Annotated in this window: 19 protein-coding genes and 7 pseudogenes; 7 read left to right on the top strand and 19 right to left on the bottom strand. The window is 68.0% G+C overall.

The window, feature by feature from the left end:
* Window positions 1-493 precede the first annotated feature (493 nt).
* Window positions 494-803: pseudogene (locus SSOG_RS49510) on the top strand (transposase family protein); the annotation flags it as partial.
* Window positions 804-820: 17 nt separating this feature from the next.
* On the opposite strand, the gene SSOG_RS37225 reads toward SSOG_RS49510, so the two are convergent.
* Window positions 821-1195: a MerR family transcriptional regulator gene (locus tag SSOG_RS37225; RefSeq protein ID WP_039939597.1), complete on the bottom strand. Its 375-nt coding sequence runs from the start codon at window positions 1193-1195 to the stop codon at window positions 821-823.
* 67 nt (window positions 1196-1262) lie between these two features.
* Here SSOG_RS37225 and SSOG_RS37220 point away from each other — a divergent pair, with 67 nt between their 5' ends.
* Both SSOG_RS37220 and SSOG_RS37215 read left to right on the top strand, forming a co-directional pair.
* Window positions 1263-1598 carry an EthD domain-containing protein gene (locus SSOG_RS37220; protein ID WP_009719449.1) on the top strand — a complete coding sequence of 112 codons (336 nt, stop codon included), beginning with the start codon at window positions 1263-1265 and terminating at the stop codon, window positions 1596-1598.
* 105 nt (window positions 1599-1703) lie between these two features.
* A pseudogene (locus tag SSOG_RS37215) lies at window positions 1704-2105 on the top strand (IS701 family transposase); the annotation flags it as partial.
* Between the two features lie 188 nt (window positions 2106-2293).
* Here SSOG_RS37215 and SSOG_RS37210 read toward each other — a convergent pair.
* Both SSOG_RS37210 and SSOG_RS37205 read right to left on the bottom strand, forming a co-directional pair.
* Entirely contained in the window at window positions 2294-3046 is a 753-nt protein-coding gene (locus SSOG_RS37210; RefSeq protein WP_039939595.1) for an SDR family NAD(P)-dependent oxidoreductase, read from the bottom strand.
* 232 nt (window positions 3047-3278) lie between these two features.
* Window positions 3279-3893: an NAD(P)-dependent oxidoreductase gene (locus SSOG_RS37205; RefSeq protein WP_050800076.1), complete on the bottom strand. Its 615-nt coding sequence runs from the start codon at window positions 3891-3893 to the stop codon at window positions 3279-3281.
* 130 nt (window positions 3894-4023) lie between these two features.
* Between SSOG_RS37205 and SSOG_RS37200 the strand changes: the two genes are divergently transcribed.
* Entirely contained in the window at window positions 4024-4689 is a 666-nt protein-coding gene (locus tag SSOG_RS37200) for a TetR/AcrR family transcriptional regulator (RefSeq protein WP_167542530.1), read from the top strand.
* A 344-nt stretch (window positions 4690-5033) separates the two neighbouring features.
* Here SSOG_RS37200 and SSOG_RS37195 read toward each other — a convergent pair whose 3' ends face one another.
* The 7 genes from SSOG_RS37195 to SSOG_RS37165 form a co-directional block, all read right to left on the bottom strand.
* Window positions 5034-5996, bottom strand: a complete 963-nt coding sequence (locus SSOG_RS37195; RefSeq protein WP_009719444.1) for an amidohydrolase family protein — start codon at window positions 5994-5996, stop codon at window positions 5034-5036.
* Window positions 5997-6127: 131 nt separating this feature from the next.
* Complete coding sequence (locus SSOG_RS37190; RefSeq protein ID WP_009719443.1) at window positions 6128-8128, bottom strand: acetoacetate--CoA ligase; 2001 nt, start codon at window positions 8126-8128, stop codon at window positions 6128-6130.
* Complete coding sequence (locus SSOG_RS37185) at window positions 8125-8967, bottom strand: SMP-30/gluconolactonase/LRE family protein (protein WP_050800075.1); 843 nt, start codon at window positions 8965-8967, stop codon at window positions 8125-8127. The genes SSOG_RS37190 and SSOG_RS37185 overlap by 4 nt, the downstream gene beginning before the upstream one ends.
* Window positions 8964-10451: a bifunctional 3-(3-hydroxy-phenyl)propionate/3-hydroxycinnamic acid hydroxylase gene (locus tag SSOG_RS37180; RefSeq protein ID WP_039939592.1), complete on the bottom strand. Its 1488-nt coding sequence runs from the start codon at window positions 10449-10451 to the stop codon at window positions 8964-8966. Before SSOG_RS37180 ends, SSOG_RS37185 begins: the two co-directional genes overlap by 4 nt.
* A gap of 11 nt (window positions 10452-10462) precedes the next feature.
* On the bottom strand, window positions 10463-11671 hold the full coding sequence (locus SSOG_RS37175) for an MFS transporter (RefSeq protein WP_245606456.1): 1209 nt from the start codon (window positions 11669-11671) through the stop codon (window positions 10463-10465).
* Between the two features lie 280 nt (window positions 11672-11951).
* Window positions 11952-12878 carry a VOC family protein gene (locus tag SSOG_RS37170; protein WP_009719439.1) on the bottom strand — a complete coding sequence of 309 codons (927 nt, stop codon included), beginning with the start codon at window positions 12876-12878 and terminating at the stop codon, window positions 11952-11954.
* A 14-nt stretch (window positions 12879-12892) separates the two neighbouring features.
* Window positions 12893-13729 (bottom strand): fumarylacetoacetate hydrolase family protein, encoded by an 837-nt coding sequence (locus SSOG_RS37165; RefSeq protein ID WP_009719438.1) that lies wholly within the window; start codon window positions 13727-13729, stop codon window positions 12893-12895.
* A gap of 119 nt (window positions 13730-13848) precedes the next feature.
* Here SSOG_RS37165 and SSOG_RS37160 point away from each other — a divergent pair, with 119 nt between their 5' ends.
* Window positions 13849-14559: a GntR family transcriptional regulator gene (locus tag SSOG_RS37160; RefSeq protein WP_009719437.1), complete on the top strand. Its 711-nt coding sequence runs from the start codon at window positions 13849-13851 to the stop codon at window positions 14557-14559.
* 158 nt (window positions 14560-14717) lie between these two features.
* Here the strand turns inward: SSOG_RS37160 and SSOG_RS56715 are convergent.
* The 5 genes and pseudogenes from SSOG_RS56715 to SSOG_RS37145 form a co-directional block, all read right to left on the bottom strand.
* Window positions 14718-14947: pseudogene (locus SSOG_RS56715) on the bottom strand (NF041680 family putative transposase); the annotation flags it as partial.
* 64 nt (window positions 14948-15011) lie between these two features.
* Window positions 15012-15431 (bottom strand): annotated as a pseudogene (locus tag SSOG_RS49500) (IS110 family transposase); the annotation flags it as partial.
* A gap of 66 nt (window positions 15432-15497) precedes the next feature.
* The gene (locus SSOG_RS58650) at window positions 15498-15842 is read right to left on the bottom strand and encodes a hypothetical protein (RefSeq protein ID WP_009719435.1); all 345 of its coding nucleotides are present in this window, start codon (window positions 15840-15842) and stop codon (window positions 15498-15500) included.
* Between the two features lie 163 nt (window positions 15843-16005).
* Window positions 16006-16620 carry a TetR/AcrR family transcriptional regulator gene (locus SSOG_RS37150; protein WP_009719434.1) on the bottom strand — a complete coding sequence of 205 codons (615 nt, stop codon included), beginning with the start codon at window positions 16618-16620 and terminating at the stop codon, window positions 16006-16008.
* On the bottom strand, window positions 16620-17468 hold the full coding sequence (locus SSOG_RS37145; RefSeq protein WP_009719433.1) for an oxidoreductase: 849 nt from the start codon (window positions 17466-17468) through the stop codon (window positions 16620-16622). The genes SSOG_RS37150 and SSOG_RS37145 overlap by 1 nt, the downstream gene beginning before the upstream one ends.
* A 187-nt stretch (window positions 17469-17655) precedes the next feature.
* On the opposite strand from SSOG_RS37145, the pseudogene SSOG_RS56710 reads away from it, so the two are divergent.
* Window positions 17656-18346: pseudogene (locus SSOG_RS56710) on the top strand (integrase core domain-containing protein); the annotation flags it as partial.
* On the opposite strand, the pseudogene SSOG_RS37140 reads toward SSOG_RS56710, so the two are convergent.
* Window positions 18347-19084, bottom strand: a pseudogene (locus tag SSOG_RS37140) (IS701 family transposase); the annotation flags it as partial.
* A gap of 52 nt (window positions 19085-19136) precedes the next feature.
* Window positions 19137-19970 (bottom strand): alpha/beta fold hydrolase, encoded by an 834-nt coding sequence (locus SSOG_RS37135; RefSeq protein WP_039939588.1) that lies wholly within the window; start codon window positions 19968-19970, stop codon window positions 19137-19139.
* A 121-nt stretch (window positions 19971-20091) separates the two neighbouring features.
* Here SSOG_RS37135 and SSOG_RS37130 point away from each other — a divergent pair, with 121 nt between their 5' ends.
* A complete protein-coding gene (locus SSOG_RS37130; RefSeq protein WP_009719429.1) occupies window positions 20092-20709 on the top strand; it encodes a TetR/AcrR family transcriptional regulator in 618 nt (205 codons plus the stop codon).
* A 99-nt stretch (window positions 20710-20808) separates the two neighbouring features.
* On the opposite strand, the pseudogene SSOG_RS37125 reads toward SSOG_RS37130, so the two are convergent.
* Window positions 20809-21291: pseudogene (locus tag SSOG_RS37125) on the bottom strand (Tn3 family transposase); the annotation flags it as partial.
* A gap of 3 nt (window positions 21292-21294) precedes the next feature.
* A complete protein-coding gene (locus SSOG_RS37120) occupies window positions 21295-22845 on the bottom strand; it encodes an NAD-dependent succinate-semialdehyde dehydrogenase (protein ID WP_039942317.1) in 1551 nt (516 codons plus the stop codon).
* Between the last annotated feature and the right edge of the window lie 29 nt (window positions 22846-22874).

Here is a 22874-nt window from a genome sequence, read left to right as displayed (position 1 = left end):
CGACCTCGACTGCGGTAAGCAGTCGGACACCTGAGCGGGGTTCGGGACGCAGCACGCCGGGGGGGCCGAGTACGCAGCCCCCGGTTCGACGAAGGCTGGCGTAATGGTGGCCAGAGCATCTGCCAGAGTGCAGGCGACTGGCGACGCCCCGTCGCAAAGTTCGCAGCGCCCAAACGGCTCCACCGCCAAGCACAGCCGCCTCGAGCGACATCAAGGGTCTATAGGATCCTCGGTTCAGCTAGGACTTGTCCTTACGTCACCATCGGCTGTCACCCCGGGCACACTGCTGACCTGGCACCGTCGTCCGGTGCGCGGTTGCGGATGTGGGCCGTTGACGGCACCTGGGAGCGGGTGTTCACCGGGTGGCCCAGTCCGCCGCGGACGAGGACCCGGACTGGGCCGTCTCGGTGGACTCCACGATCGTACGCGCTCACCAGCACGCGGCCGGGGCCCGCAAAAAGGGGCCCCGGACTGCGAGCCGGACGACCACGCCATCGGCCGCAGCCGCGGCGGACCGTCCACGAAGATCCACCTCGCGGCCGACGGCCGGTGCCGGCCACTGGCGTTCGTCCTCACCGCCGGCCAGGCCGGCGGTGCAGCGGGCCAACCGGATGCGCCGCGGACGGGCCGGTGGCAGACCGCCTGCCTTCGACCGGGAGGCGTACAAGCAGGGCAACACCGTCGAGCGGTGCATCAACCGCTTGAAGCAGTGGCGCGGCATTGCCACCCGCTACGAGAAGACCGCGACCATCTACCTGGCCGGACTCCACGTCGCAGGTGCCTTCCTCTGGTCCGCACGCTGATCCAAACGCCGCCCAGTTCACGCCTCGTCGTCCGCCGACCGTGTCAGGTACGCGTGGTTGTCCTCGATGAGGTGGTCCAGCGCGGCCCTGGCGGCGGCGAGGCCGTCGATGGCCTCGGACAGCCGGGCCCGCTCGCGGCCCATGATCTCCAGTGCCTGCCGCGCCCTGTCCTCGCTCGGCTCGGTCATGCAGGGCACCATCTCGACGATGGTGCCGCTGGACATGCCCGCCGCCAGAAACGCCTGCACCAGGCGTACCCGCTGGACGTGCTCGTCCTCGTAATGGCGCTGTCCGCTGGGCGAGCGGGAGCTGACGAGCAGGCCCTGCTCCTCGTAGTAGCGCAGCGACCGGCGGCTGGCTCCCGTCCGGGCGGACAATTCACCGATCCGCATGCCGAACTCCTCCCATCCTCCTGGCTCACTTGCCCCTGACATCAATGTGAGCTTTTAGGTTAACTCCATGCTGAAGCTCATCTTCATGATCAACCGCGTCGAGGGAATGTCGTACGAGCGTTTTGTCGAGCACCACCGGGATCGGCACGCGCCGCTGTTCACCTCCATCCCGGAGGCGGAGCGCTACGTGCGCAAGTACACCGTGTCCCACCCGGTCCCCGCCGAAAACTACCCGCCCCGTGCCTACGACGGCCTGACGGAAATCTGGTTCGAGGACTGGGAGGACCACGACGCCTTCTTCGCCTCCGACAACTACCGGACGCTGGTCAACCCCGACGAAGCACGCTTCATCGACATGGACTCGGTGGCCGTGATGGTCACCGAGGAGAAGGAGGTCATCTGACGGACCGACTCGACGGGCGGATACGAACTCAGCTCTTGCGGCCGACCCGCGTACACGTTGATGTCCGCGCCGCCACATCGTTGACGACCCGGGCCCAGGGCGCATGTGTTCGCCTCGGTGCCGCGCAAGGACCAGCGGGCCAAGGGTGACCGCTACCTGCGGGGACTGATGCTGGACAGCCGCCGTAAGTCGCTCCAGGCCATGGCCGCTCGGCTGCCGGACGGCAACGAGCAGAACCTTCAGCAGTTCGTGAACCAGTCCACCTGGGACCCTGTGCCGGTGCAGCGTCGGATCTGCGAGCGGATGCTGCCGCTCATCGCCCCGACGGCCTGGGTGATCGACGATGTGTCGGTGCCCAAGGACGGAAGAATGTCGGTCGCTGTGGCCCCGCAGTACTGCGGGGCGCTGGGCAAGCGCGCCAACTGCCAGGTGGCGGTCAGCGTCCACGCCGCGACCGACACCGCCTCCTGCCCGCTGCAGTGGCGGCTGTCCCTGCCTCGGGAATATTACGCCCCCGCCTCGCCATCAACACACCCCTAATGATCAAGGAATGTTGCGACAAGCGTTAGCCTCGATCGTTCATGAGCCGTCGTCGGGTCGCTGACGGCGACTCCGTCCTTGTGTGGCGCGGATGTTCCGAGGCCGGGGCAGGCTGAGGGCTTCGGCGGCCGTGTACTCCTCGACCGCGATGACGCTCATGCCCGCCGTCCGCCGTCGACCGACAGCGCGATCCCGGTGATGTAGGACGCGGCGTCCGAGCAGAGCCAGACCGCGGCTGCGGCGGCCTCTTCCGATGTGGCCATCCGGCCGAGTGGGGTGATCGCCTCCTGCATCGCGATCAAGTCGGTTCCGGCCGCCACCCTTTCGAAGCCGGGCGTACGGGTCGGGCCGGGGCAGACGGCGTTGACGCGGATGTTGTGCGGCGCGTAGTCCACGGCGGCGACCTTGGTGAGCCCGACGATGCCGTGCTTGGCTGCCACGTAGGCGGGGGCGGTCGGGATTGCGTACAGGCCGCCGTTGGAGGCGACGTTGACGATCGCGCCGCCGCCGCGGCTCTGCAGAGCGGGTAGCTCGTACTTCATGCAGAGGAAGGTCCCGCCCAGGTTGACGTGGGTCACGCGCTCGAACTCCTCCAGGGGCATCTGGTCGAGCTGCCGGTGGTGTGAGTCCAGGCCGGCGTTGTTCACGGCGAAGTCGAGGCCGCCGTACGTCTCGACCGTGCGTTCGACGGCCGTCCGTACCGCGTCCTCGTCGGCGATGTCGACGCTGAGTGCCAGTGCCTCTCCGCCGTCCTTCCTGATCATTTCGGTTGTCTCGACGGCTGTGGCCTCGTTGATGTCGGTGACGGTGACGGTGGCGCCCTGCCGGGCCAGCTCGATCGCCGTCGCGCGGCCGATTCCGCTTCCAGCACCCGTCACGAGTCCGATTTTTGCTGAGAAGTTGCTCATGATGACCTTCCGGTGCAGTTACTCGCACCAGGCGATGCCTGATTCGCCCAGGCGATTTTGTTCGGGGTACCGCGACGGCCGGTGCTCGTTGACCTCGGCGTGCCCGACGAGGGGCAGCCCCCTGTCACGCGTCGGTGCCGGGCACGGCCGTCCGCACAACCGCGATCGCGGTTGCCGATGGTGGTTCGCTCCCGCCCCCGTGGACAACGGGGGCTGTCGCGTCAACCGATGACTAACTCAGGGGTACGACGATTCCGGTACCGTGCCGGCCCGTCTCCGCCTCGTCCAGCAACAAGGAGGCCAGCGTGACCCGGGAGATTCGGGGCGGCAGCAGCGGACGCCGCAGGTCCGCCAGTGGCACGATGTGGCGGGTAGGGCTGAGAGGGCCATCGGTGACGTCCGGGGCGTGGAACACCGTAGCGCCGGCATCCAGGGCGATCCGGTCGGCCTCGGCCTTCTCGGCCAGCTCCGAGCCGACGAACATCCGCATCACCCCCGCATAGATCAGCCCACCCGATCGACTCGACACGCCCGAGCCCAGTGCGCCGAGCCATACCGTCGCGCGAACGTTCGCCGCCGCGAGCACCCTGGCCCCGGCGACCAGTGCGCCCGGGCCGTCACCCTTACCGATACCGATGGCAGAGACGGTCACGTCGACGTCGGTCAGGTCGGGGAAGCTCTGCGGGTCGGTGACATCCGCCTTCCGGACCTCGACCTGCCGCGACGCGGGCACGGTGACCTTGGCCGGCGTGCGAACCAGGGCCACGACCTCGTGTCCCCGTTCCAGCGCTTTATCGACGAGCGCGCCGCCGGTCCGCCCTGACGCTCCGAGTACGGCTATGCGCATGATCATTCATCCTCTAACTGAACAACTGTTGGTTACTTCAGTAAACAACCGTTGGTTAGTGATGTCAAGGCGTGGCTGCCTGTACGGTGAACATCTGTTGGTCAACTGTTCGCACTGGAAGGGGGCGAAGATGTCGTCTCAGGAGCGCTCCGCTCCCCGTCGCCGCAATCCGCGCGGGCAGGGGCAGGTTCTCAAGGCCCAGCTCGTAGACGCCGCGGCGAAGCTGCTGTCCACCCTTGATCAGCCGGAGACGCTGACGCTGCGGCAGGTAGCGCGTGAGGTGGGGGTGGCACCTGCCAGCATTTACAGCCACTTCCCCGACCTGAGCGCATTGATCCAGCACGTGCTGCGGCTGCGCTATGAGGAACTGGCCCGTTTGATGGACCAGGCCGCGCAGTCAGCCCCGGATCCACTGGTCGACCTCGTCGCCCGGTGCGCGGCCTACGTGCGCTGGGGAGTCGGCCAGCCCGGCCATTACCGCACTCTCTTCGGCGGGCGGATGCCGGACGACCTTGTCCCCGGATCAGCGCACGGCGCCGGGGCCGAACTGCTCGAGGCCGTCGTGACCTCCCTGGCGGCCGCCGCCGAGGGAGAGCGCAGGCAGCCCTCGGCGGAGCAGCAGTGGCAGGCCGGCCTCATGCTCTGGACCGCGCTGCACGGCCTGGTCAGCCTCTACAACGACCACGGGAACATTCCCTGGCCACCCCTGGACGACCTGATCGCCGACCTGCTCAGCCTGCACACAGCCCGCCCGGCAGCCGAGATCGCGGCCCTCCTGCCCCCAGTGCGGGGATGACCCGGGCTTGGCCCCGGACTCCATCTGACAGCTGATCACCCGCCGGGGAGGGTGCGATGCCCGTGTCCGCCTCCTCCCCCGTCGGCGCCACCGCTCCGGCCGTCGCGCCGAAGGTCGGCGCGGCGGTTGCGAGCTGGACAAGTAGGGGGCGGCAGAGCATGGTGCGGCTGTCGGCTGACTCCGATGCCCAGCCGAAGCAGCAGAACAGGGAGTCGCACCGGCGGGGTCTGGCGCTCCTGTTCGGCGAGCATCCCACGGCTGCCGAGCGGCTCGCCCGCCACGCCGTCTTCTCCGGACCAGACCCCCTGCCCGAGCTGGGCGACCTTGCCGACGAGGCACTGCGGTCAGATGCGCAGCACACGTCTGGCGTTCAGATGGGCAACCTTCTCCTTCACCTGGGATGGAAGGTCAGCCTTCTCGATCGAGGCCACCGCGTCGGCCGTAACCTCGTACGGGTAGTCGACCGCGAACATGACCGCGTCGGCCCCGATGGTCAGCACGGCGGCTTGTACGGCCTCCGGGGCCAGTACCCCGCTCGTGGTGATCAGGATGTTGCTCCCGAAGTACTGCGACGGCATCCGCTGGAGCGGTTCGTCGACCCGGAGCGAGCGGTAGCGCGAGTCGATGCGGGAGCGTTGGAACGGCAGGAACTCGCCGAGGTGCCCGAGGATCAGGGTTGCGGCGGGGTGCCGGTCGAACACTCCGGCATAGATAAGCCGCATGGCGTGGCCGCCGGTTTCGGCCTGCCAGCTCCAGCTGGCCCCGTACATCTCGGGCCGTCCGCGCATCACGTGCCAGTCGTCGCAGGGCAGCGAGCCGGGGTGCAGATACAACGGCACACGGAGCTCTTCCAACGCGCTCCACAGTTCCTCATATGCGGGATCGTCCAGGTATCGGCCCTGCGTGTGGTCGTTGACCAAGGCACCGTTGAATCCGAGCTGCTCGACGCAGCGTTGGAGTTCGGTCACGGCGGCGGCAGGGTCCTGCAGGGGCAGGGCGGCGAACCCCCTGAAGCGGGTGGGGTGGCGGGCGATGGTCTGGGCGAGGAAGTCGTTGGCAAACTGGGCGTTGTCGACGGCGGCGCCGGCGTCGGTGTCGGCTTGGATGCCGGGGACGCTCAGCGACAGGATCTGAATGTCGATGCCGTGTGCGTCCATGTCGGGAAGACGGTGCTCCTCAAAGTCACCCAGGCGTCGTCCCCAGTCCTTGACGTACTGGTCGCTGACCTGGATCTTCTGGGGCGACGAGGGCTGGCGCGAGAACAACTCCGGGATGATGAAAGCTTCTTCCAACGCGATGTAGGTCATGGCAGGGCTCCTTCGTCGTGCCGTGTGGCGGTGATCGGAGGCGGTAGGCAGGTCTCGGACAGACTGGCCCCGCTATCAGGAACGATGCTGCTGGCCTCGGCGTCGGGCAGCCCGGGGCAGCGTTCAATGCTCTAGGGTCTGCCGTTCGCTGATCGGGACGGAGCGGAACCGAGAGCGGTGCCACGTCGCGTACGGTGAGCGGCGCCGATCCGTGCGTACCAGTCGATGAGTTCTGGTCTGTCAACGCTGCCGGGGTCGACCACGGTGTCCTGAGCGTCTCCGCGCAGCAGACGTTTCACGGGGACTTCGAGTTTCTTGCCGGTGCGGGTGTGCGGGATACCGGGGGCTTGGATGATCTCGTCGGGTACGTGGCGGGGGGAGGCTCCGTGGCGTATGGCGTTGCGGATCTTCTCGCGCAGCACGTCGTCGACGTCAGTGCCGTCGGTGGTGGTGACGAACAACGGCATCCAGTAGTCGCCGCCGTCCTGCTCGATCCCGACGACGAGAGCTTCTGCGATCTCCTCGAGCTCCTCCACCGGGCCGTATATGTCGCTGCTGCCCATGCGTATGCCGTGGCGGTTCAGGGTCGCGTCGGACCGGCCATGCATGATCACCGAGCCCTGATCGGTGATGGTGATCCAGTCGCCGTGCCGCCACACTCCCGGGTATACGTCGAAGTAGGCGTTGCGGTAGCGGGAGCCGTCCGGATCCTCCCAGAAGGAGAGCGGCATCGACGGCATGGGCCGGAGTACTACCAGTTCCCCCACCTCGCCCCGCACCGGCTTCCCGTCCGGGCCGAAGGCTTCCACGGACACGCCCAGGCAGGGGGCGGACAGCTCCCCGGCCCAGACCGGAGTGGTGGGGGTGGCACCGATGAACGCGGTGACCACGTCGGTGCCGCCGCTGGTACACACCACCTGTGCCCGGGGCCCGAGCTCGCCGGCGACCCAGTGCTGCAGGTCGCCGGGGAACGTCGAGCCGGTGACGCCCAGGCGCTCGAGCGAGGCCGGACAGTGGTCGGTGATCCGCACGCCGGCCTTGCGACACGCCGCCAGGTAGCCGGGGCTGGTACCCAGGACCTTCACCTCCAGGCCGGCCGCGAGCTGCCAGAGCGCATCGGTATCGGGATACGTCGGGCTGCCCTCGTAACACACGGCTGTGGCACCCAGCAGCAGACCAGCGACCAAGACGTTCCACATCATCCAGCTCGGTGTGGTGTGCCACAGCAGGCGGTCCCCGGCGCGCAGGTCAAGCTGTAGGCCCAGGTTTTTGAGCTGCTCGAGCACGACCCCGCCGTGCCCGTGCACGATGCCCTTCGGCCGTCCGGTCGTGCCCGAGGAGAACACGACCCACAGCGGATGGTCGAACGGGACGGGGCGGGGTGCGAAGTCGGCGTCGTGCTCGGTGAGCGCGGACCACTCAAGGGCGTCGGGCACCCGTGTCGCGTCCCCTACGACGACGGTCGCCGCCAGGGTCGGCAGTGCGTCGCGCAGGGCTTGTACGTCGGGACAGCGGTCGATGTGCTTCCCGCCGTGGAGGTAGCCGGTCCCGGCGATCAGCACGGTCGGCTGGAGTTGTGTGAACCGAGCTTCGGCCGCGGCCACGGTGTAGTCCTGCCCGCACACCGCCCAGGTCGCGCCCAGGCTGGCGGTGGCGAGGAAGGCTGTGATGGCCTGTACCCCGTTGGGGAGGTATCCCACCACCCGGTCACCCATGCGCACGCCAAGTCCGGTGAGTGCCTGCGCGAGTGAGGCGACCTGGCGGCGCAGTTGGTGCCAGGTGATGGCCACCGGGCCGGTGTCCTCGGTCACCGTGATGACGGCGGTGTCGGTGCCGGTCCGGTCGCGGAACACCTCGGCCGTGTAGTTCAGCGTGCTGCCGGGGAACCACACGCTTCCCGGCATGGCCTCGGTCGCCAGCGCGGGTCCCGCTGGGCGCTCGGGCAGACGGAAGTAGTCCCACACCGCGGCCCAGAAGCCGCTCACGTCGTCAACCGACCACGCCCACAGCTTGTGGTAGTCACCGCTCAGGTCACGTCCTGCGTGCTGTGCGGCGAACCGTGTGAAGTCGGTGATCCGGGCGTTTTCGACAGCCTGTGTCGTCGGGGTCCAGTCCGGTGGCTTCGTGCTCATGAGGTGTCCCCCGCCTTCGGTACTTCGAGCAGTGCGACCGTCGTGTGCACTGCCTTTGTGGCCATGGCCTCGCCCAGGGGGAGGCCATGGGTGTCGGCGAGGGTGACGAAGAGCCGGTTCCCGCCGTCGCTGCAGCATGCGATCGGCAGCAGCGTCCCGGTGCCGATCGAGGTGACCAGCTCGTTCTCCCGCACCAGGGCGACGGCGTGTCCGGTCGTGGTGGCCACCCAGACTCCGTCTTGTGTCGACCAGATTCCGTCCGGCCGGACGTCGTCGCCGATCAGGTGGGCGAGGTCGGCGTAGGTGCGACGGTCCGTGAGGGCACCGTCGTCTGCGACGGTGAAGGCGGTCAGTCGTTGCCGGGTGGTCTCGGCGACAACCAGAGTGCGGCCGTCGCCGACGAAGGTCAGCCCGTTGGGGAACTCAACGTCTTCGGCGGCCACATGTACCGCTCCGTCCGCCGCAACGCGCAGCAGCCGACCCGGTCGCAATGGCTCACCGGCGTGCGCGGCGAAGCCGACGTCATCCACGTAAAGGTTGCCGTGCGGGTCGCCGACCATGTCGCCGAGCGGACCGGTGGCCACCGCGCTCAGGTCCGCGTAGGTGTCGAATCGCTCACCGGTCCACACGCCGATACGCCGTTGATGCATCATGGCCCCGACCAGCCGCCCGTCCGGCAGGAACCAAAGGCCGTTGGGGATGGCGTCCAGCGGGATGCCGCGCCAGGGGCCGTCGTGGTCGGTCCACAGCTTTCCGCCCTGGGTGTCGGACAGCCACAGTGCACCGCGCTGCCAGCGGGGGCCCTCCCCCCACGTCATTCCGGCCGCGTACTCCTTCACGCGCCCACCTCCTGTACCGATACCGTCCGCGCCAGGTCGCGGGTGGCCCGCTCCAGTTCCGCCGTGTCGGCGGCGAGCGCGAAGGTGTAGCGATCCGGACGGATGATTGCCGCTGCCGCCGCGTGTTCGGCCAGCCAGCGGTCGATGACCGGCCCCGTCTCCGGGACGGCCACCACGCCGAGTTGGCGCCATAGCTGCTGCACATCCACGGACACGGCGGACGTGACCTCCGGCTTCCCCACGACGGTGAAGCCGTATCCGCTCACATCGTCCAGCTTCTCCCCGTTCGCCCCGCGTGGCTGCGGGCTCAGTTGCCCGATGCCTCCGCCGGGCTGGACAACCACGCCTGGCCCCAGCAGCGGCCGGTACCTCTCGATCGTCTGCGTTCCGTTCAGCTCCGGGAACGCGCCCATTCCGAGGGCTTCGATCAGGTTGGACTGCCGAGCGGATTCCTCGATGTAAGGGCGCACGTGCGCAGCCCGCTCGCTTTCGTAGGTGTCGAGCAGTGCTTGGGGACTTTCGCCCTTGACCACGGCGGCGAGCTTCCACGCCACGTTCGCGGCATCGCGCAGCCCGGAGCACATGCCCTGGCCGAGCATGGGAGGCATTTCGTGCGCGGCGTCGCCGGCGAGCAGCAGACGGTCGGACCGCCAGCCGTGCACGAGCCGGGCGTGCCATTCGTAGGTGTCAGTACGCATGATGCGGTAGCTGCCCGGTTCCAGCCAGCGGCTCAGCAGGTCGTACACCGACTGCGGTCGTTCGAGCTCTGCCGCGTCGTCCTCGTCGAGCAGCATGAACTCGAAGCGGAGCATGGGCGGGAAGATCGGGACGTAGGTCACGGGCCGCTTCCCCTCGCACCAGATGAATCCGCTGTCCGCCGGGAGCTGTGCAGGGTGTTCGAAGGGGTGGATGTCGACGATGAGGGAACGCTGAGTGCCGTGGAGGTCCTCGACTTCGGCGTTCATCGCCTGCCGGACGAAGGAGTTGGCGCCGTCGGAGCCGACGGCGTAGCCGGCCGTGAGAGTGGTTTCGGCTCCGGTCGACCGGTCGAGCAGCGTGAGCCGCACCGCTTTGTCGTCCTGCTCGATCGCGGTGGCCATCCAGCCGAACCAGAGGTCCGCGTTCGCGTCGGCCGCCAGCAGACCCCGCAGCCGCGACTCGAAGTCGGGCTGGTGGAACTGGTAGTCGGTGCGCCAGCCCTGGTCGGACTCCTCCTCGGGCAGCTTCTGCTGGAGGAAGGCCTGCCCGTCCTCCCGGTGGAGTGTCCAGGCGGCTTGGCGCAGGAACTGGTGTTCCATGTCCTGCGCGCCAAGGGTCTGCAGAAGGCGCATGGTCTCGTCGTCGAGATGCGTGGCGCGCGGATGCTGGCAGACGAGCCGGTTGGGGTCGATGGCGGCGACCCGGAGCCCCTTCATGGCCAGCAGTCGTGCGAGAGCCAGTCCGACCGGGCCGCAGCCGACGACGGCGACGTCGTAGGTGTCCATGATGTGCTCTTTCATTTTGTGTGTCCGGCCGTCGGCTCTTTGGCGCGCGGCGCGGGGGCGAGACGGCCCTGATTCTGGGATGTCCGTCCGCCGACAGCCAGGGCGAGGGCTGCGCCGAGGACGGCGGGGACGGCGAAGAGGACGAAGTTCCAGCGGGGTTCCAGGCCGGCCGCGAGGATCCAGCCGCCGAACGTGGGGCCGGCGATGCCGCCGATGCGGCCCACCCCGAGCGCGACACCCACCGCGCTGGCCCTTGCGGTCACCGGGTAGGAACGTGAGATGTACACGTTGATCAGTCCCTGGACGCCGACCGCGCCGCAGCCGCCGACTATCACGATGCCGTAGAGCACCGGCAGCGGCAGCTGGGCGCTCATGGCGACGATCGCGGCGGCTCCGAGGGCGAAACTGGCCGTGATCGGGCCCCTCGATCCGGCACGGTCAGCCAGCAGCGCCATCGCGAGCCCGCCGACGGTGGCACCGAGGTTCAGCAGCACGAGGAAGGTCTGTGAGTCCTGGAGCGGATAGTCCGCCGTCTGCATCAGCCGCGGCAGCCAGGTGTTCATGCCGAAGATGAGCAAGAACGACAGGGCCGCCATGGCGCAGAACATCAGGGTGGTGCCGCGGTAGGGCGGTCTGAGCACCAGCCGGACACCACGGTTGCCGGGGTCGGGGGCCGACGCGCTGACCGCCTGGTGGTACTCCGTGGACTCGGGCAGCCAGACGAAGGCCATGGGCAGCAGAAGCAGACCGGCGATGCCGCCGACCAGGTACTCCTGGTGGAAACTGTGCCCACTCAGCAGTGTGTTGGCGACGAGGGCCGCGAACGAACCGCCGATGGCGGTCCCACACTGGACGATGCCCGAGTAAAGGTTCTTTCGCCTGTCCGGGGCCAGTTCGAAGATCAGTGGGCCCATCGCCGGGTAGATCGCACCGACACCGAGCCCGACGACGAATCGGCCGGCGCCGAACAGTGAGGGAAGGGGTGCCATGGCGCAGGCGAACATCCCGGCACTGACCACCGCGATACTGATCAGGGTCGTGCGGCGCCGGCCGAACCGGTCGGTGAACTGGCCGACCAGCAGGGAGCCGACGAGCATGCCGATCGGAGTGAGGCTGCCGAGCAGGCCGACGAAGGCGACGGAGAGGTGCCAGGGACGGTAGTCCAGCAGCAGCGGAGTGGTCGCACCGTAGGCGACGAGGTCGAAGCCCTCCAGTGTCATCACAGCCAGGCCCACGGCGAGTGCGGTGCCTGACGGCGATGAAGGGCCCGGGGACGGTTGGCCGCGCCGACGGACGAAGGCTGGTGTGCTCAATGTTCTGGCTCCGATTTCAGCAGTCTCACCCGTCGCGACTGCGGACCGCGGCGCTGCGGGAAAGGGGCGGAGGTGTCTTACGTGCGGCTCGTCGACGGCGGGTCGGCGCAGGAATGCGGCTCGGGCCTCATCCGTGTGATGCGCGCGGGGCAACGCGCCTCGCCGCGGTTTACGGTGTCGGGCGCTCTCAGTTATTGGCCTTATGGGCGCCGGCCATCAGCGCGGCCAGGTCTTCGGGAGCGAGGAACGACGGCGGCGGCGGAGGCCCCCAGGTGTAGAGCGCCTGCATTCCTTCGAAGGATCGTGGCGTCCACAGCTGGTCGTCGACGATGCAGTCCATGTCGGCGTAGTACTCGCTGAAGTTGCCGGCCGGATCCTTGAGGTACCAGAAGAAGTTTGAGCCGATGTGATGGCGGCCGAGCCCCCACACATGGCGTTCCGGGTGCTCGGTGAGCATGCGCGTGGCGCCCCGGCCCACCTCGTCGACATCCGTCACCTGCCAGGAGGTGTGGTGCAGGAAGTTGAGCGGCGCCTGCTGCACCAGGACGTTGTGGTGGTCGGTGGAGCAGCGCAGGAACGCGGCCGAGCCGGGGACGACATCGCTGACCTTGAATCCGAGTCCTTCGGTGAAGAACCGCTGTGTCGACTCCTGTTCCACCGAACCGATGACGACGTGGCCCAGGGCCAGGGGCCGGACCGGGTCGGTGCGGGAGAGTACGGGTGCCCGGGTGCCGGCGCGGTCCAGGCGTCCGGGGCCGTTGTACGGGGTGGCCGGGACGGTGATCCGGGTCAGCCGGGGTGCGATGCGCACTTCCACCGAGATACCGGCGATGGGTTCCGTGGTACGCAGGGCGTTGGCGTCGCGTTCGCAGGACAGCTCGAGCCGTTCCAGGTTCGCGGCGATCCGGTCCAGGTCGTCGCCGTCGTCGGCGGCGACCGTCATCGCCAGCAGGCGCCGGACGGGGGAATGTTGGAGGAAGAACTGTTCACCGCCTTCGACGGTGACGAACCGTCCGGGTGCCACCTGTTCGAGTCCGAAGTCGACGTAGTAGTCGGCAGCCTCGGCCACGTTCGGCACGCCGACGGTGAGTGACTGCAGTCTGTGCAAGGCCATGGTGGTGCCCTCTCTCAGGCGGCGACGCAGGTCTGCCGGAGCTGTCCTATGCCCTCGATGCGGGTGATGACCTCGTCTCCTGGCCGCAGGTAGCGCTGAGGGGTGCGGGCGTGTCCGACTCCTGCGGGAGTGCCGGTGAAGATCAGGTCGCCCGGCAGCATCGGGCAGACCGCGGACAGCCCTGCGATCAATTCCGCGACCGGGAAGATCATCGACGAGGTGCGGGACTTCTGGACGCTCTCCCCGTTGACGAGGCATTCGATCGCCAGGTCGTCCGGATCCGCGAACTCGTCGGGGGTCACCAGTACCGGCCCGGTCGGCGCGAATCCGGGGAAGGACTTGCCGAGGGAGAACTGCGGCACGGGTCCGACGGACTGCACCTCGCGCTCGGAGTAGTCCTGCCCCGCGGTCAGCCCGGCCACGTAGGACCAGGCGTCCCCGGCGGCCACGTGCTCCGCCCGGCGCCCCATCACCACCACAAGCTCGGCTTCCCAGTCGACGCGGCCGCTGGGCAGCCTCAGCTGCGTGTCCGGGCCGGTGAGGGCCGTGGCGAACTTGGTGAAGACCGACGGAGACTCAGGCGTCGCCAGGCTGGCCTCTTGGGCGTGGCCGCGGTAGTTCAACCCGATCGCGAACACCTGCCGCGGCGTCGGCGAAACGCTGCCGTCCGGCCCAGTCGATCCGTGGGCGTCCGTGGGCTCCAGCTTTGCAGCCCACGACCGGAACGCGTCCCACTCCTCGAACACTGCCAGCGGATCAGCCGAAAACCGACCAGCACTGGCTTGCTCGACATCGATCACCGCCTCTCCGGTCACCAGACACATCCGTCCGGATCGGGTCGTCGTCCTCATGGTGCGCTGCCTCCGGTGCTCTCGCTACTGAATGTCTGGAGTCAACGCCCTCCCCGTCGACACGTCAATGAAATCTCGAGATTTTTATAAAATACCCGGGAGGGGCTAGTATCTTCGACATGACCACGACCGGCTCCATGACACGCGCCGAGGAGATCTACAAGCGGCTGCGCGCGGACATCCTCAACGGACGGCACGAGCCCGGTTCACGTCTGCGCGTGGAAGCTCTGAAGGACAGCTACGGCGCCAGCAGCGGGGTAATACGGGAGGCGCTGCCCCGGCTGGTCGGCCAAGGACTGGCGACCTTCGCGCCGCAGCGAGGGTTCCGGGTCGTCACCGTCTCCCCCGAGCGCCTGCGGGAGCTGACCGAGGCCCGCGTATTCATCGAAACCCACGTGGTCCGGGAGTCCGTCGCCGCCGGCACCATCGAGTGGGAGTCCGATCTGCTCGCGGCACACCACCATCTCGCCCGCACTCCGTACTTCAGCGACGACGGAGCCCTCAGCGAACGCTGGCTGAACGCCCACGCCCGCTTCCACCGCGTCCTGCTGGAAGGATGTCCCAACCGGCCGCTGCGGGACATCGCCACACAGCTGCGCGATGCCGCCGAGGTCTACCGCTGCTGGGCCCGCACACCGGCCGAGCACAGCCACCGCGATGTCGCCGCAGAACACCAGATGATCTGCGATCACGCCATCGCCCGGGATGTACCAGGCGTCGTCGAGGCACTCAGCCAGCACATCAACATCACCACGCAACTACTGCTCGACGATTACGGGCGGCACGAGGAAAAAGGCAAGCAGGACCCCGGCCCCCCATGTGGTTGTTGAAAGAAAGGTGCTGGTCAGCGAGCCTGCCTCGCGCCGTGGTCTCGGCGGCGGTCGTTCACCGCGCCCAGGCAGTCGGTGTCATCTAAGCTTGATCATTAACCTTGCTGCTGTTTCAGGCGGACGTGTTCGGTGAGGGTTTCCATTCGTTTCAACTTGAAGGGTCTGGGCACGTCGGCGGGATGGGCGGTCTTCACGCGGAGGTGGCGGAACCCCCGTCGGACCCGGGCAGGGGTGAGCCGACGAGGCTGCGTCGACCGTTCCCAGGGGGGCGGCGAAGATCCTCGGCGAGGGGCCGGGCAAGGCGGAGTTGGGTGTGGGCGGCGATGATCAGCCACGTCCACAGGTCGGCAGTGTGCGGATCGCGGACCTTCGGCACGGTCCAGCCCAGACATCTCACGATGCCAACGTGTCGAGCGGCTGCGGCCAGTTCGGAGGGGCACGCGACGTGTTCGTCGATGGGCGGCTGCATGCCGGTCCCCTTGTTCGCGTCGACGGCGGTAGTGGGCGTCGGCTCCGGGCGAAGATCGCAAGGCTGAGAAGGCCCACAGGTAGCCGGCATGGTTGAGTCGGTCGTTCTTCACCATGCGGCGTCCGACGTGGTGTTTCTTGCCTGAGACGCGGGTGATGGGTGCCGATCCGGCATAGGCCTTGAGGCCCCGGGCGTCGGCGAACCGCTGTCGATCGTCTCCGATCTCGGCAAGCACCCGGGCGCCGAGCTGGACCCCGAGGCCGGGGAAGCTCAGGATCACTTCAGCGTCCGGGTGCTGGAGAAAAGAGGCTTCCACCGCCTCGGCGAGCTCGTCGGCGGCGAGGCAGGCGGCTTCCAGTTGCCGCAGGAAGGCGAGAGCCTGCTTGCCGAGCGCGTCCTCGACGCCTGAGGCGCTCCAGTACAAGCCGTTACGAAGCTGGGCCCGAGCAGCGCAGTCCTCCACGGTTGCTCATCGCTCGGCGTCCCCTTGCGGATCGCTGCCGCTCTCCTCGATTCCGTACTCCGCGCGGAGCTGTGCGACCCGCTTGTCCTCCGTTCCGCGCCGCGCCACCAGGCCGGAGATCAGCGCGGCGCCCCCACCGACGACGAGTGCTGTTGCCGCTACCAACACGGCGCGGAGTACAGTCGACAGCTGGTAGTGCGCCGACAGCTTCCATGCGGTGTACGCGCTGACGCTCAGAGCGCAGACGCCCCACACGACGGAGACGCAGCCATTTGCCTGCCGTTCTGTGTGCTTTTCCGCAACTTTGGGCCCGAAGATGTACTTGCCGGCAGGGGCAGGGGGTTCAGTCATGCTAATTGCTCACCACTCGTACTCGTCGTTCCAGGGCGGTAGTGGCTACCGATCCCACTGCTCCTGCTTGTGCTCAGGGACAGAACGATCGGCCTACCCAACTCCTTGACTCACACACCCACATAGGACAACGTCGTATGCTCCACCGTCCATGCCAGATGTATCAGACGGTCAGGCCGGCGCTGACCAGCCAGATGTGTTCGCAGGTCGAGGATGCCTTTTGCAACTTCTCGCGGGATTCTTGTGAGGCGTGGTAGAAGGTCCGCTCGATCATCCAGCACAGGGCGCGTGCCATCGCGGACGCTTGATCTGGTTCGGTGCCGGGCTGAACGCCGGCTCGTTCCAGGACAGCGGTGATGGCCGTGATGAACAAGTCGGCTGTACGGCTCCACAACTCGCCGATCTCCGGCACCGACAACGACAGGTCGATCGCCGTGCGCATGACCAGGCCGTGCTCGTTCCACAGCTCGACCGTGCGCCGCATGGCCGCTGCGATGGCCTGGCGCGGCTCGTCGGCCTGCGCAGTGGCCCGGGACCGCTCCCACAGGTGCTCAACGGTCCGGGCCACCAGTGCCGTGACCACTTCTTGCTTGGAGCCGAAGTAGAAGTACAGGGCACCGCGTGTGATGCCGGCGCCCTGGGCGATGTCGCCGACGGTCATGGCGTCATAGCCCTTCCGCGCCAGCAGGGCTTCGCAGGTGTCCAGAATGACCCGCTCCCGGACATCGCCCTTGCGTTCGGTGGTGCGCCGGCTCCGGGCGGGGTGGTGGCCGGGCATCAGAGCTGAGCACCCTCGGCGAAGTCGGTCGTACGGGAGAGCGTCTCCCATGCGCGGATGTCCTCGTCCACGGCCGTGCGCGCGGCGGCGACCAGTCGCAGCGCGTCCGAGCCCAGGACGAGGTGGGCCGGCGGCTGGTCGACTGACGTGATGTGCACGACGGCCTCCCCGGCCTTGGCCGGATTGCCCAGCTGGTTCCCGCTTGCCTTCTGCCGCGCTTCACGAATGGGGGTGAACAGCTCGTCGTAGTCGTCGATGGACTGCGCGGCGCGTGTCATGGACCGTCCGGCCCAGTCGGTGCGGAAGGAGCCGGGCTCGATCGCCGTCACGTGGATCCCGAACTGCGCGACCTCCTTGCCCAGCGCCTCGAGGATGCCTTCCAGGGCGAACTTGCTGCCGCAGTAGGCGGACATGCCGGGCACGGCCATGAGCCCACCCATGGAGGTGACGGCCATCAGGTGCCCGCGGCGGCGCCGACGCATGTGGGGCAGCGCCGCCTGAAGGGTGGACACTGCGCCGAATACGTTGACCTCGAACTGCCGCCGCACCTCGGCCAGCGGGGTCTCCTCGAAGGTGCCCTCCAGGCCGTAGCCGGCGTTGGCGACGACGACATCCAAAGGGCCGACGCTCTGCTCCACCTCCGCGATCACACCCGCGACGGCGTCGCCGTCCGTCACATCCAGGATGCGGCCGTGAGCGTGCCCGGGTTCGATCCCTTCGAAGGCCCGCAGGTCCTCCTCGGAGCGGACCGTACCGACGACGGTGTGCCCGGCGGCCAGAGCGGCTTGGGCGAAGGCACGTCCAAGGCCCGTACTGACGCCGGTGATCAGCCACTTCTGCTTCTGCACTGCTCCTCCAGAGAAGACTCGAAGGGAGCGGGACCGCTCCCTCACTTCAAACTCTACACGACGTCGATTTTTGTCATCGCCATGCAGATTTTGGTGACGCCTTACGGCTCCGCCACCCTGTGCCGCTCGAAAAGTCGTCGTCGCAGGTGGGAGTGGTACGGCCAGTCCGCTGGGATCATGTTTCTCCGTGATCGTGTCCTTGCTGTACAACGTGACCCGGAAGCTGCTGACTGTTCCATCGGTGCTCCCCCGCCACGGGACCGCGAAGGACGCGGAACTGCTGGTGCTGCGGCACGAGAACGCGGTCCCGCGCCGCCAGTTGGCCGGACCGTTCCGCTATGAGCCTGCCGACCGGTTCTCGTTCGCCGCCCTGTCCGCGCTCATACCCCGACGCCACTGGCTCAAGATCTCCCCTGTCACCCCCGGCACCCTGCTTGCCTGGCACCGCAGATTCATCGCCGCGAAATGGGAGGGGGCACCGGCGGACCCAAGGGGAACTTGCCCAACTCGGGCATCGGATCGCCGCCTCGACGGTGTGGGAGATCCTCAACGCGGCCGGTATCGACCCCGCGCCACGTCGCTCAGGCCCCACCCGGCGCGCGTTCCTGACCGCGCAAGCCGAGGGCATCATCGCGGCAGACTTCATTCACATCGACACAGCCCTCGGCAGGCGGATGTACGCGCTGGTGTTCCTCAAGCACGGCACCCGGCGGCTGCACATCACCGGGATCACCGCCCACCCGACCCGGAACTGGGCGGTGCAGCAGGCGCGGAATCTCACCGCCGACCTGGGCACACGCATCCAGTCCCTGCATTTCTTGCTGCGCGACCGCGATAGCAAGTACGGCGAGGCCTTCGACGCCGTCTTCCAGGCCGAGCCTGCGGCCGTTGCCGGACCAGGCGAGGGCCGTGGGGACCGCGTCGTGCGGCTGGACGGTTATGTCGCCGCGGATGCCGACCGCGTAGGCGTGTCCCCGCTCGGCCAGGCCAGCGCGGAAGTCAGCGTTCTGGCCATAGCCGGCATCCGCCACCACGACCGGTGGCACAAGGTGCCACGTGGCCAGTTCGTCCAGGGCGTCCAGTGCCAGCCGCCACTTCTCCCGGTGTCCGACGTCCCTGGGAACGCCGGTCCGCCGGCGCCGGAGGGCGTCATCCGCCCACCCCTGGGGCAGGAACAGCCGCCAGCTCAGCGGGCACGAGGCCGTCTCGGAGACCGCGTGCACGCTGACCGCGACCTGGCAGTTGGCCTGCTTGCCCAGCGCACCGCAGTACTGGGGAGCGACCGCCACCGACATCCTTCCGTCCTTGGGGAACGACACGTCGTCGACCGCCCAGGCGTCCGGGCCGATCTGCGGCACCATCCGCTCTGCGATCCGCCGACGCACCGGCACCGGATCCCACGTGGACTGGTTCACGAACTGCTGCAGGTTCTGCTCGTTGCCGTCCGGTAACCGCGAGGCCATGGCCTGGATGGACTTGCGGCGGCCGTCCATCATCAGTCCCCGCAGATAGCAGTCGCCCTTGGCCCGCTGGTCCTTCCGCGGCACTGAGGCGAACACATCAGCTACGAATAACGCCAACCTCGCCCGAACACGGTTCACTTCATGTGCGTCCACACATTCACCATGCCGCTGAACACGACCGACAGATAGACCTAACGGAGTCCTACTAGTCGGCAAGGAAGTCGAGGATCTCTTCCGTGACGCGCTCGGGTGCGTCCTCCATCACGAAGTGTCCGGCCCCGGGGATGACGGTGAGGCGGGCGCCGGGAATGCCCTCGGCGAGCTGCCGCGCGTAGGTCAGGGGCTGCCATTGGTCGCGCTCGCCCCAGAGGATACGGACCGGCATGGTCAGGGACGCGAGCTGGTCGGTGATCTCCTCGGTGTACCGGGAGTCGTAGTGCCGCACCTGGTGCTCGAAGAAGGAGACGCGGCCCAGCGCCGACCGGTGGGGCGCCAGGTACGCATCGAGGATGTCACCGGTCATCGTCGCCGCGCCGTCGGCCACCGTCATCTCCAGCTGCCGGGTGAGCAGGGCGTCGAATGCCTCCTGCGGCAGCTGCATGTGTTCCTCCACCTGCTCTTCGATGAGCTTCCGCCAGGTCTCGGAAGGCCAGGAGTCGTAGCTGACCGTGTCGATGATCACCAGCCGCCGCACCCGCTCAGGGTGGGCGATGGCGAACCGCTGACCGATGGCGCCGCCGATGTCGTGGGCGACGATGGTGGCCTGCTCGATGCCCAGGGCATCGAGCAGGCCACCCAGCAGGTCCGTCTGGGCGGCGACCGAGGTGTCGCGGTCCACCGGGCGCTCGGAGCGCCCGTAACCCAGCAGGTCGTAGGTGATCGCTCGGTGGCCGACGGCCTCAACGTGCGGCACGACGTTCCGCCACTCGTATGAGTACGAGGGAGTGCCATGGACGAACACCACCGGCTCGCCCTCACCGCGGTCGCGGTAAGCGATGCGGACCCCGTCAACGATCAGGTTACTGGGCAGGAAATGCATGCGGTCGGCTCCCGACTGGGTAGATCTGTCTTGCCGCGCTAAACTGTACAGGTCTGTCCATTTAACGGGGATGGCGCGTCATAGTGGAAACTGTCTGTCCATCGTTCTCGGGAAGCGTGGGATGAGCGAGATCAAGACGGGAGCGGCCGCGGTCGGCAGGCGGCGGCCGGCCCGGGAGCGTCTGCTGGTGGCTGCCGCACGCCGCTTCTATGCCGACGGTGTAACAGCCACCGGGATCGACACGGTCATCGCCGAAGCCGACGTGGCCAAAACAAGCCTGTACAACAACTTCTCCTCCAAGGCTGAGCTGGTCAGGGCCTATCTCGACACCCGGCATGAGGAGTGGCTCGCGACGTACCGCACACGACTGGAGGGGACGGCGGGCCCCCGCGAGGCGGTCCTGGCCGTCTTCGACACCTACGCCGATTGTGCGGAGGCCGCGCGGGAGACCGGTTTCCGCGGCTGCGGCCTGCTCAACGTGGCGGCCGAGCTGCCCGTCGGGGACGCCGGGCGTGACGTCGTACGCCGCCACAAGGAGACAGTCGAGGAACTGATCGTCGGCCACCTCGGGCAGCTGCTGCCCGAGCGCCCCGGAGAGGCCAGCGCGCTGGGGGAGCACCTGTCCTTCCTGCTGGAGGGCGCGATGGCGCGGGCCGGCCTGGAGGGCGATGGCAGCCGGCTGGCGCACGCCCGCACGCTGGCAGCGGCGCTGCTGGACGGGGCCACGGACAAATCCTGAGCCTCTCGGCTGTCTGTCTGCTGCGCCGAACCCTGCCGATCACCCGGTGGCCGCTCTGCCTCTGCGGCTGCCCAGGCAGCCAGATCCGCCGGACGGGACCTACTCTCGTCCGCTCCCGTCGTCCTCGTCCAGCTCCGACGCGTCAGGGTCACGCAGGGGGCGCAGGGTGCCAGCGGCCGGGGTAGAGGCGGCGAAGCTGTAGCGGCCGAGCAGGTTCGGATTGCGGTGCTTGAGCGGGGAGAGCCGGGTGATGTCCTCGTCCCGGATCTCGTGGCCGTCGGCCTTCAGCTGGGCGACGGCGGTGTCGATGTAGCGCGTCGTCCAGAGCACGGTGGCGTTGAGGACCAGGCCGAGCGCGCCGAGCTGGTCCTCCATTCCGTCGCGGTATGCCTGGTGGATGGTGCCGCGCTTGCCGTGGCATACGTCCCGGGCCAGCTTGTGGCGGGACTCCTGCACGGTGAGCTGCCGGTTCATCTGACGGCGGTAGGTGTCGTCCACGGGGTCGACCACCCGCAGCAAATGCTCCGTCTTGGCGATCCGCCCGTACTCCGCGAACGCCGCACCCAGCGGAGTCGGGCGCCCCGGTCATCGCCCGCCCTCCGGCCCACCGACGCCGGATCGGATCGGCGTTGCCGCGGCGCGGGCACCGTTGTCCCCGGACTGGGGAGTACCCATGTGAATGGCTACGTACTTCTGCTCCAGGTATTCGTCGATCCCGGTGTTACCACCTTCCCGGCCGATGCCGGACTGCTTCATGCCACCGAAGGGAGCGCTGGGGTCGGACACGTAGCCGCGGTTGAGACCCACCATGCCCGTTTCGAGCTGTTCGCTCATCCGGAGCGCCTGACCCAGATCCTGGGTGTAGAGGTAGCTCACGAGACCGAACTCGGTGTTGTTGGCGTCGTGAAGGACTTCGGCTTCGGTGATGAAGGTCTGGATGGCAGCGACCGGACCGAAGATCTCCTCGCGTGTGATGCGAGTTCCGGCGGGCACGTTGGTGAGTACGGTGGGCGGGTAGAAGTAGCCCGGTCCCCCGGGAACCCGAGCGCCGGTGCGCACCCGGGCGCCCGCATCGACTGTTTCGTCGACCAGGTCCGCGACCCTGCGCCGCTGGCGCACGTCGATCATCGGCCCGAGGTCGGAGGCAGGGTCCGTGCCGGGTCCGACAGTGATGGTGCTCATGCGCGCGACGAGCTTCTCACTGAACTCGTCGACGACGTCGGCGTGTACATGGAAGCGATTGGCGGCGATACAGGCCTCACCGACGTTCCGGAGCTTGGCGGTCATCGCACCCTCGACCGCGGCGTCGATGTCGGCGTCGCGGCAGACGATGAACGGAGCATTGCCCCCTAGCTCCATCGAGGTCCGCAAGACGGTGTCGGCTGCCTGGGACAGCAACGTGCGGCCGACGGGCGTGGAGCCGGTGAACGACAACTTGCGCAGCCGGCCGTCCAGGAGGAGGGACTCGGTGATCGCGGCGGCTCGTGTGGTGGGAACGATGTTGAGCACGCCACCGGGGAGGCCGGCTTCGGTCAGAAGCGCCGCCAACGCAGCCGTCGTCAGGGGTGTCTGCGGCGCGGGTTTGACAACCATGGTGCAGCCGGCAGCCACGGCCGGGCCGATCTTGCGGGCCGGCATGGCCAGCGGCGCGTTCCAAGGCGTGATCAGCAGGCAGGGCCCGACCGGCTGACGGGTGACCAGTACTCGGGCGGTGCCGTCCTCGCTGACCTTCCAGCTTCCGTCGATCCGGACGGCTTCCTCACCGAACCAGCGCAAGTAGTTCGCGCCGTACTCGACCTCCGCCCGGGACTCGGCCAGTGACTTGCCCATCTCCAGGGTGATCAGCAACGCGAACTCGTCAATGCGCTCGATCAGCAGATCGTGGGCACGCCGAAGGATCTCGCCCCGTCGGCGCGGGGGTACCGCAGCCCACTTCGCCTGTGCGGCACTTGCAGCGTCAAGGGCGGCCAGCGCATCCGCCGCGGTCGCGTCCGACACCTCGCACAGTGTCCGCCCGGTGGCCGGATCCTCCACCGAGAAGCTACCCCCGCCGGATGCCGATCGCCATCGACCGCCGATGAACAAGCCCTTCTCGACACGTCCAACGGCATCGGGTTGAGGCAGAGATGTGACCATGGATTCCACGCTTCTTCCTGAGCGATCAT

Source organism: Streptomyces himastatinicus ATCC 53653 (assembly GCF_000158915.1).
GTDB classification, from domain to species: domain Bacteria; phylum Actinomycetota; class Actinomycetes; order Streptomycetales; family Streptomycetaceae; genus Streptomyces; species Streptomyces himastatinicus.
The sequence above is the reverse complement of the archived record's forward strand: the minus strand, read 5'-3'. Positions and strand labels throughout refer to the sequence as shown.

What these genes read in the sequence shown, in the direction of transcription:
- SSOG_RS37130 (WP_009719429.1), top strand. Translation starts at nt 20,092, where the DNA reads ATGAGCGAGATCAAGACGGGAGCGGCCGCGGTCGGCAGGCGGCGGCCG.
- SSOG_RS37175 (WP_245606456.1), bottom strand. Translation starts at nt 11,671, where the DNA reads ATGACACTGGAGGGCTTCGACCTCGTCGCCTACGGTGCGACCACTCCG.
- SSOG_RS37220 (WP_009719449.1), top strand. Translation starts at nt 1,263, where the DNA reads ATGCTGAAGCTCATCTTCATGATCAACCGCGTCGAGGGAATGTCGTAC.
- SSOG_RS37190 (WP_009719443.1), bottom strand. Translation starts at nt 8,128, where the DNA reads ATGAGCACGAAGCCACCGGACTGGACCCCGACGACACAGGCTGTCGAA.
- SSOG_RS37165 (WP_009719438.1), bottom strand. Translation starts at nt 13,729, where the DNA reads ATGAGGACGACGACCCGATCCGGACGGATGTGTCTGGTGACCGGAGAG.
- SSOG_RS37170 (WP_009719439.1), bottom strand. Translation starts at nt 12,878, where the DNA reads ATGGCCTTGCACAGACTGCAGTCACTCACCGTCGGCGTGCCGAACGTG.
- SSOG_RS37195 (WP_009719444.1), bottom strand. Translation starts at nt 5,996, where the DNA reads ATGACCTACATCGCGTTGGAAGAAGCTTTCATCATCCCGGAGTTGTTC.
- SSOG_RS37135 (WP_039939588.1), bottom strand. Translation starts at nt 19,970, where the DNA reads ATGCATTTCCTGCCCAGTAACCTGATCGTTGACGGGGTCCGCATCGCT.
- SSOG_RS37160 (WP_009719437.1), top strand. Translation starts at nt 13,849, where the DNA reads ATGACCACGACCGGCTCCATGACACGCGCCGAGGAGATCTACAAGCGG.
- SSOG_RS37150 (WP_009719434.1), bottom strand. Translation starts at nt 16,620, where the DNA reads ATGCCCGGCCACCACCCCGCCCGGAGCCGGCGCACCACCGAACGCAAG.
- SSOG_RS37180 (WP_039939592.1), bottom strand. Translation starts at nt 10,451, where the DNA reads ATGGACACCTACGACGTCGCCGTCGTCGGCTGCGGCCCGGTCGGACTG.
- SSOG_RS37205 (WP_050800076.1), bottom strand. Translation starts at nt 3,893, where the DNA reads ATGCGCATAGCCGTACTCGGAGCGTCAGGGCGGACCGGCGGCGCGCTC.
- SSOG_RS37210 (WP_039939595.1), bottom strand. Translation starts at nt 3,046, where the DNA reads ATGAGCAACTTCTCAGCAAAAATCGGACTCGTGACGGGTGCTGGAAGC.
- SSOG_RS37200 (WP_167542530.1), top strand. Translation starts at nt 4,024, where the DNA reads ATGTCGTCTCAGGAGCGCTCCGCTCCCCGTCGCCGCAATCCGCGCGGG.
- SSOG_RS37225 (WP_039939597.1), bottom strand. Translation starts at nt 1,195, where the DNA reads ATGCGGATCGGTGAATTGTCCGCCCGGACGGGAGCCAGCCGCCGGTCG.
- SSOG_RS58650 (WP_009719435.1), bottom strand. Translation starts at nt 15,842, where the DNA reads ATGACTGAACCCCCTGCCCCTGCCGGCAAGTACATCTTCGGGCCCAAA.
- SSOG_RS37120 (WP_039942317.1), bottom strand. Translation starts at nt 22,845, where the DNA reads ATGGTCACATCTCTGCCTCAACCCGATGCCGTTGGACGTGTCGAGAAG.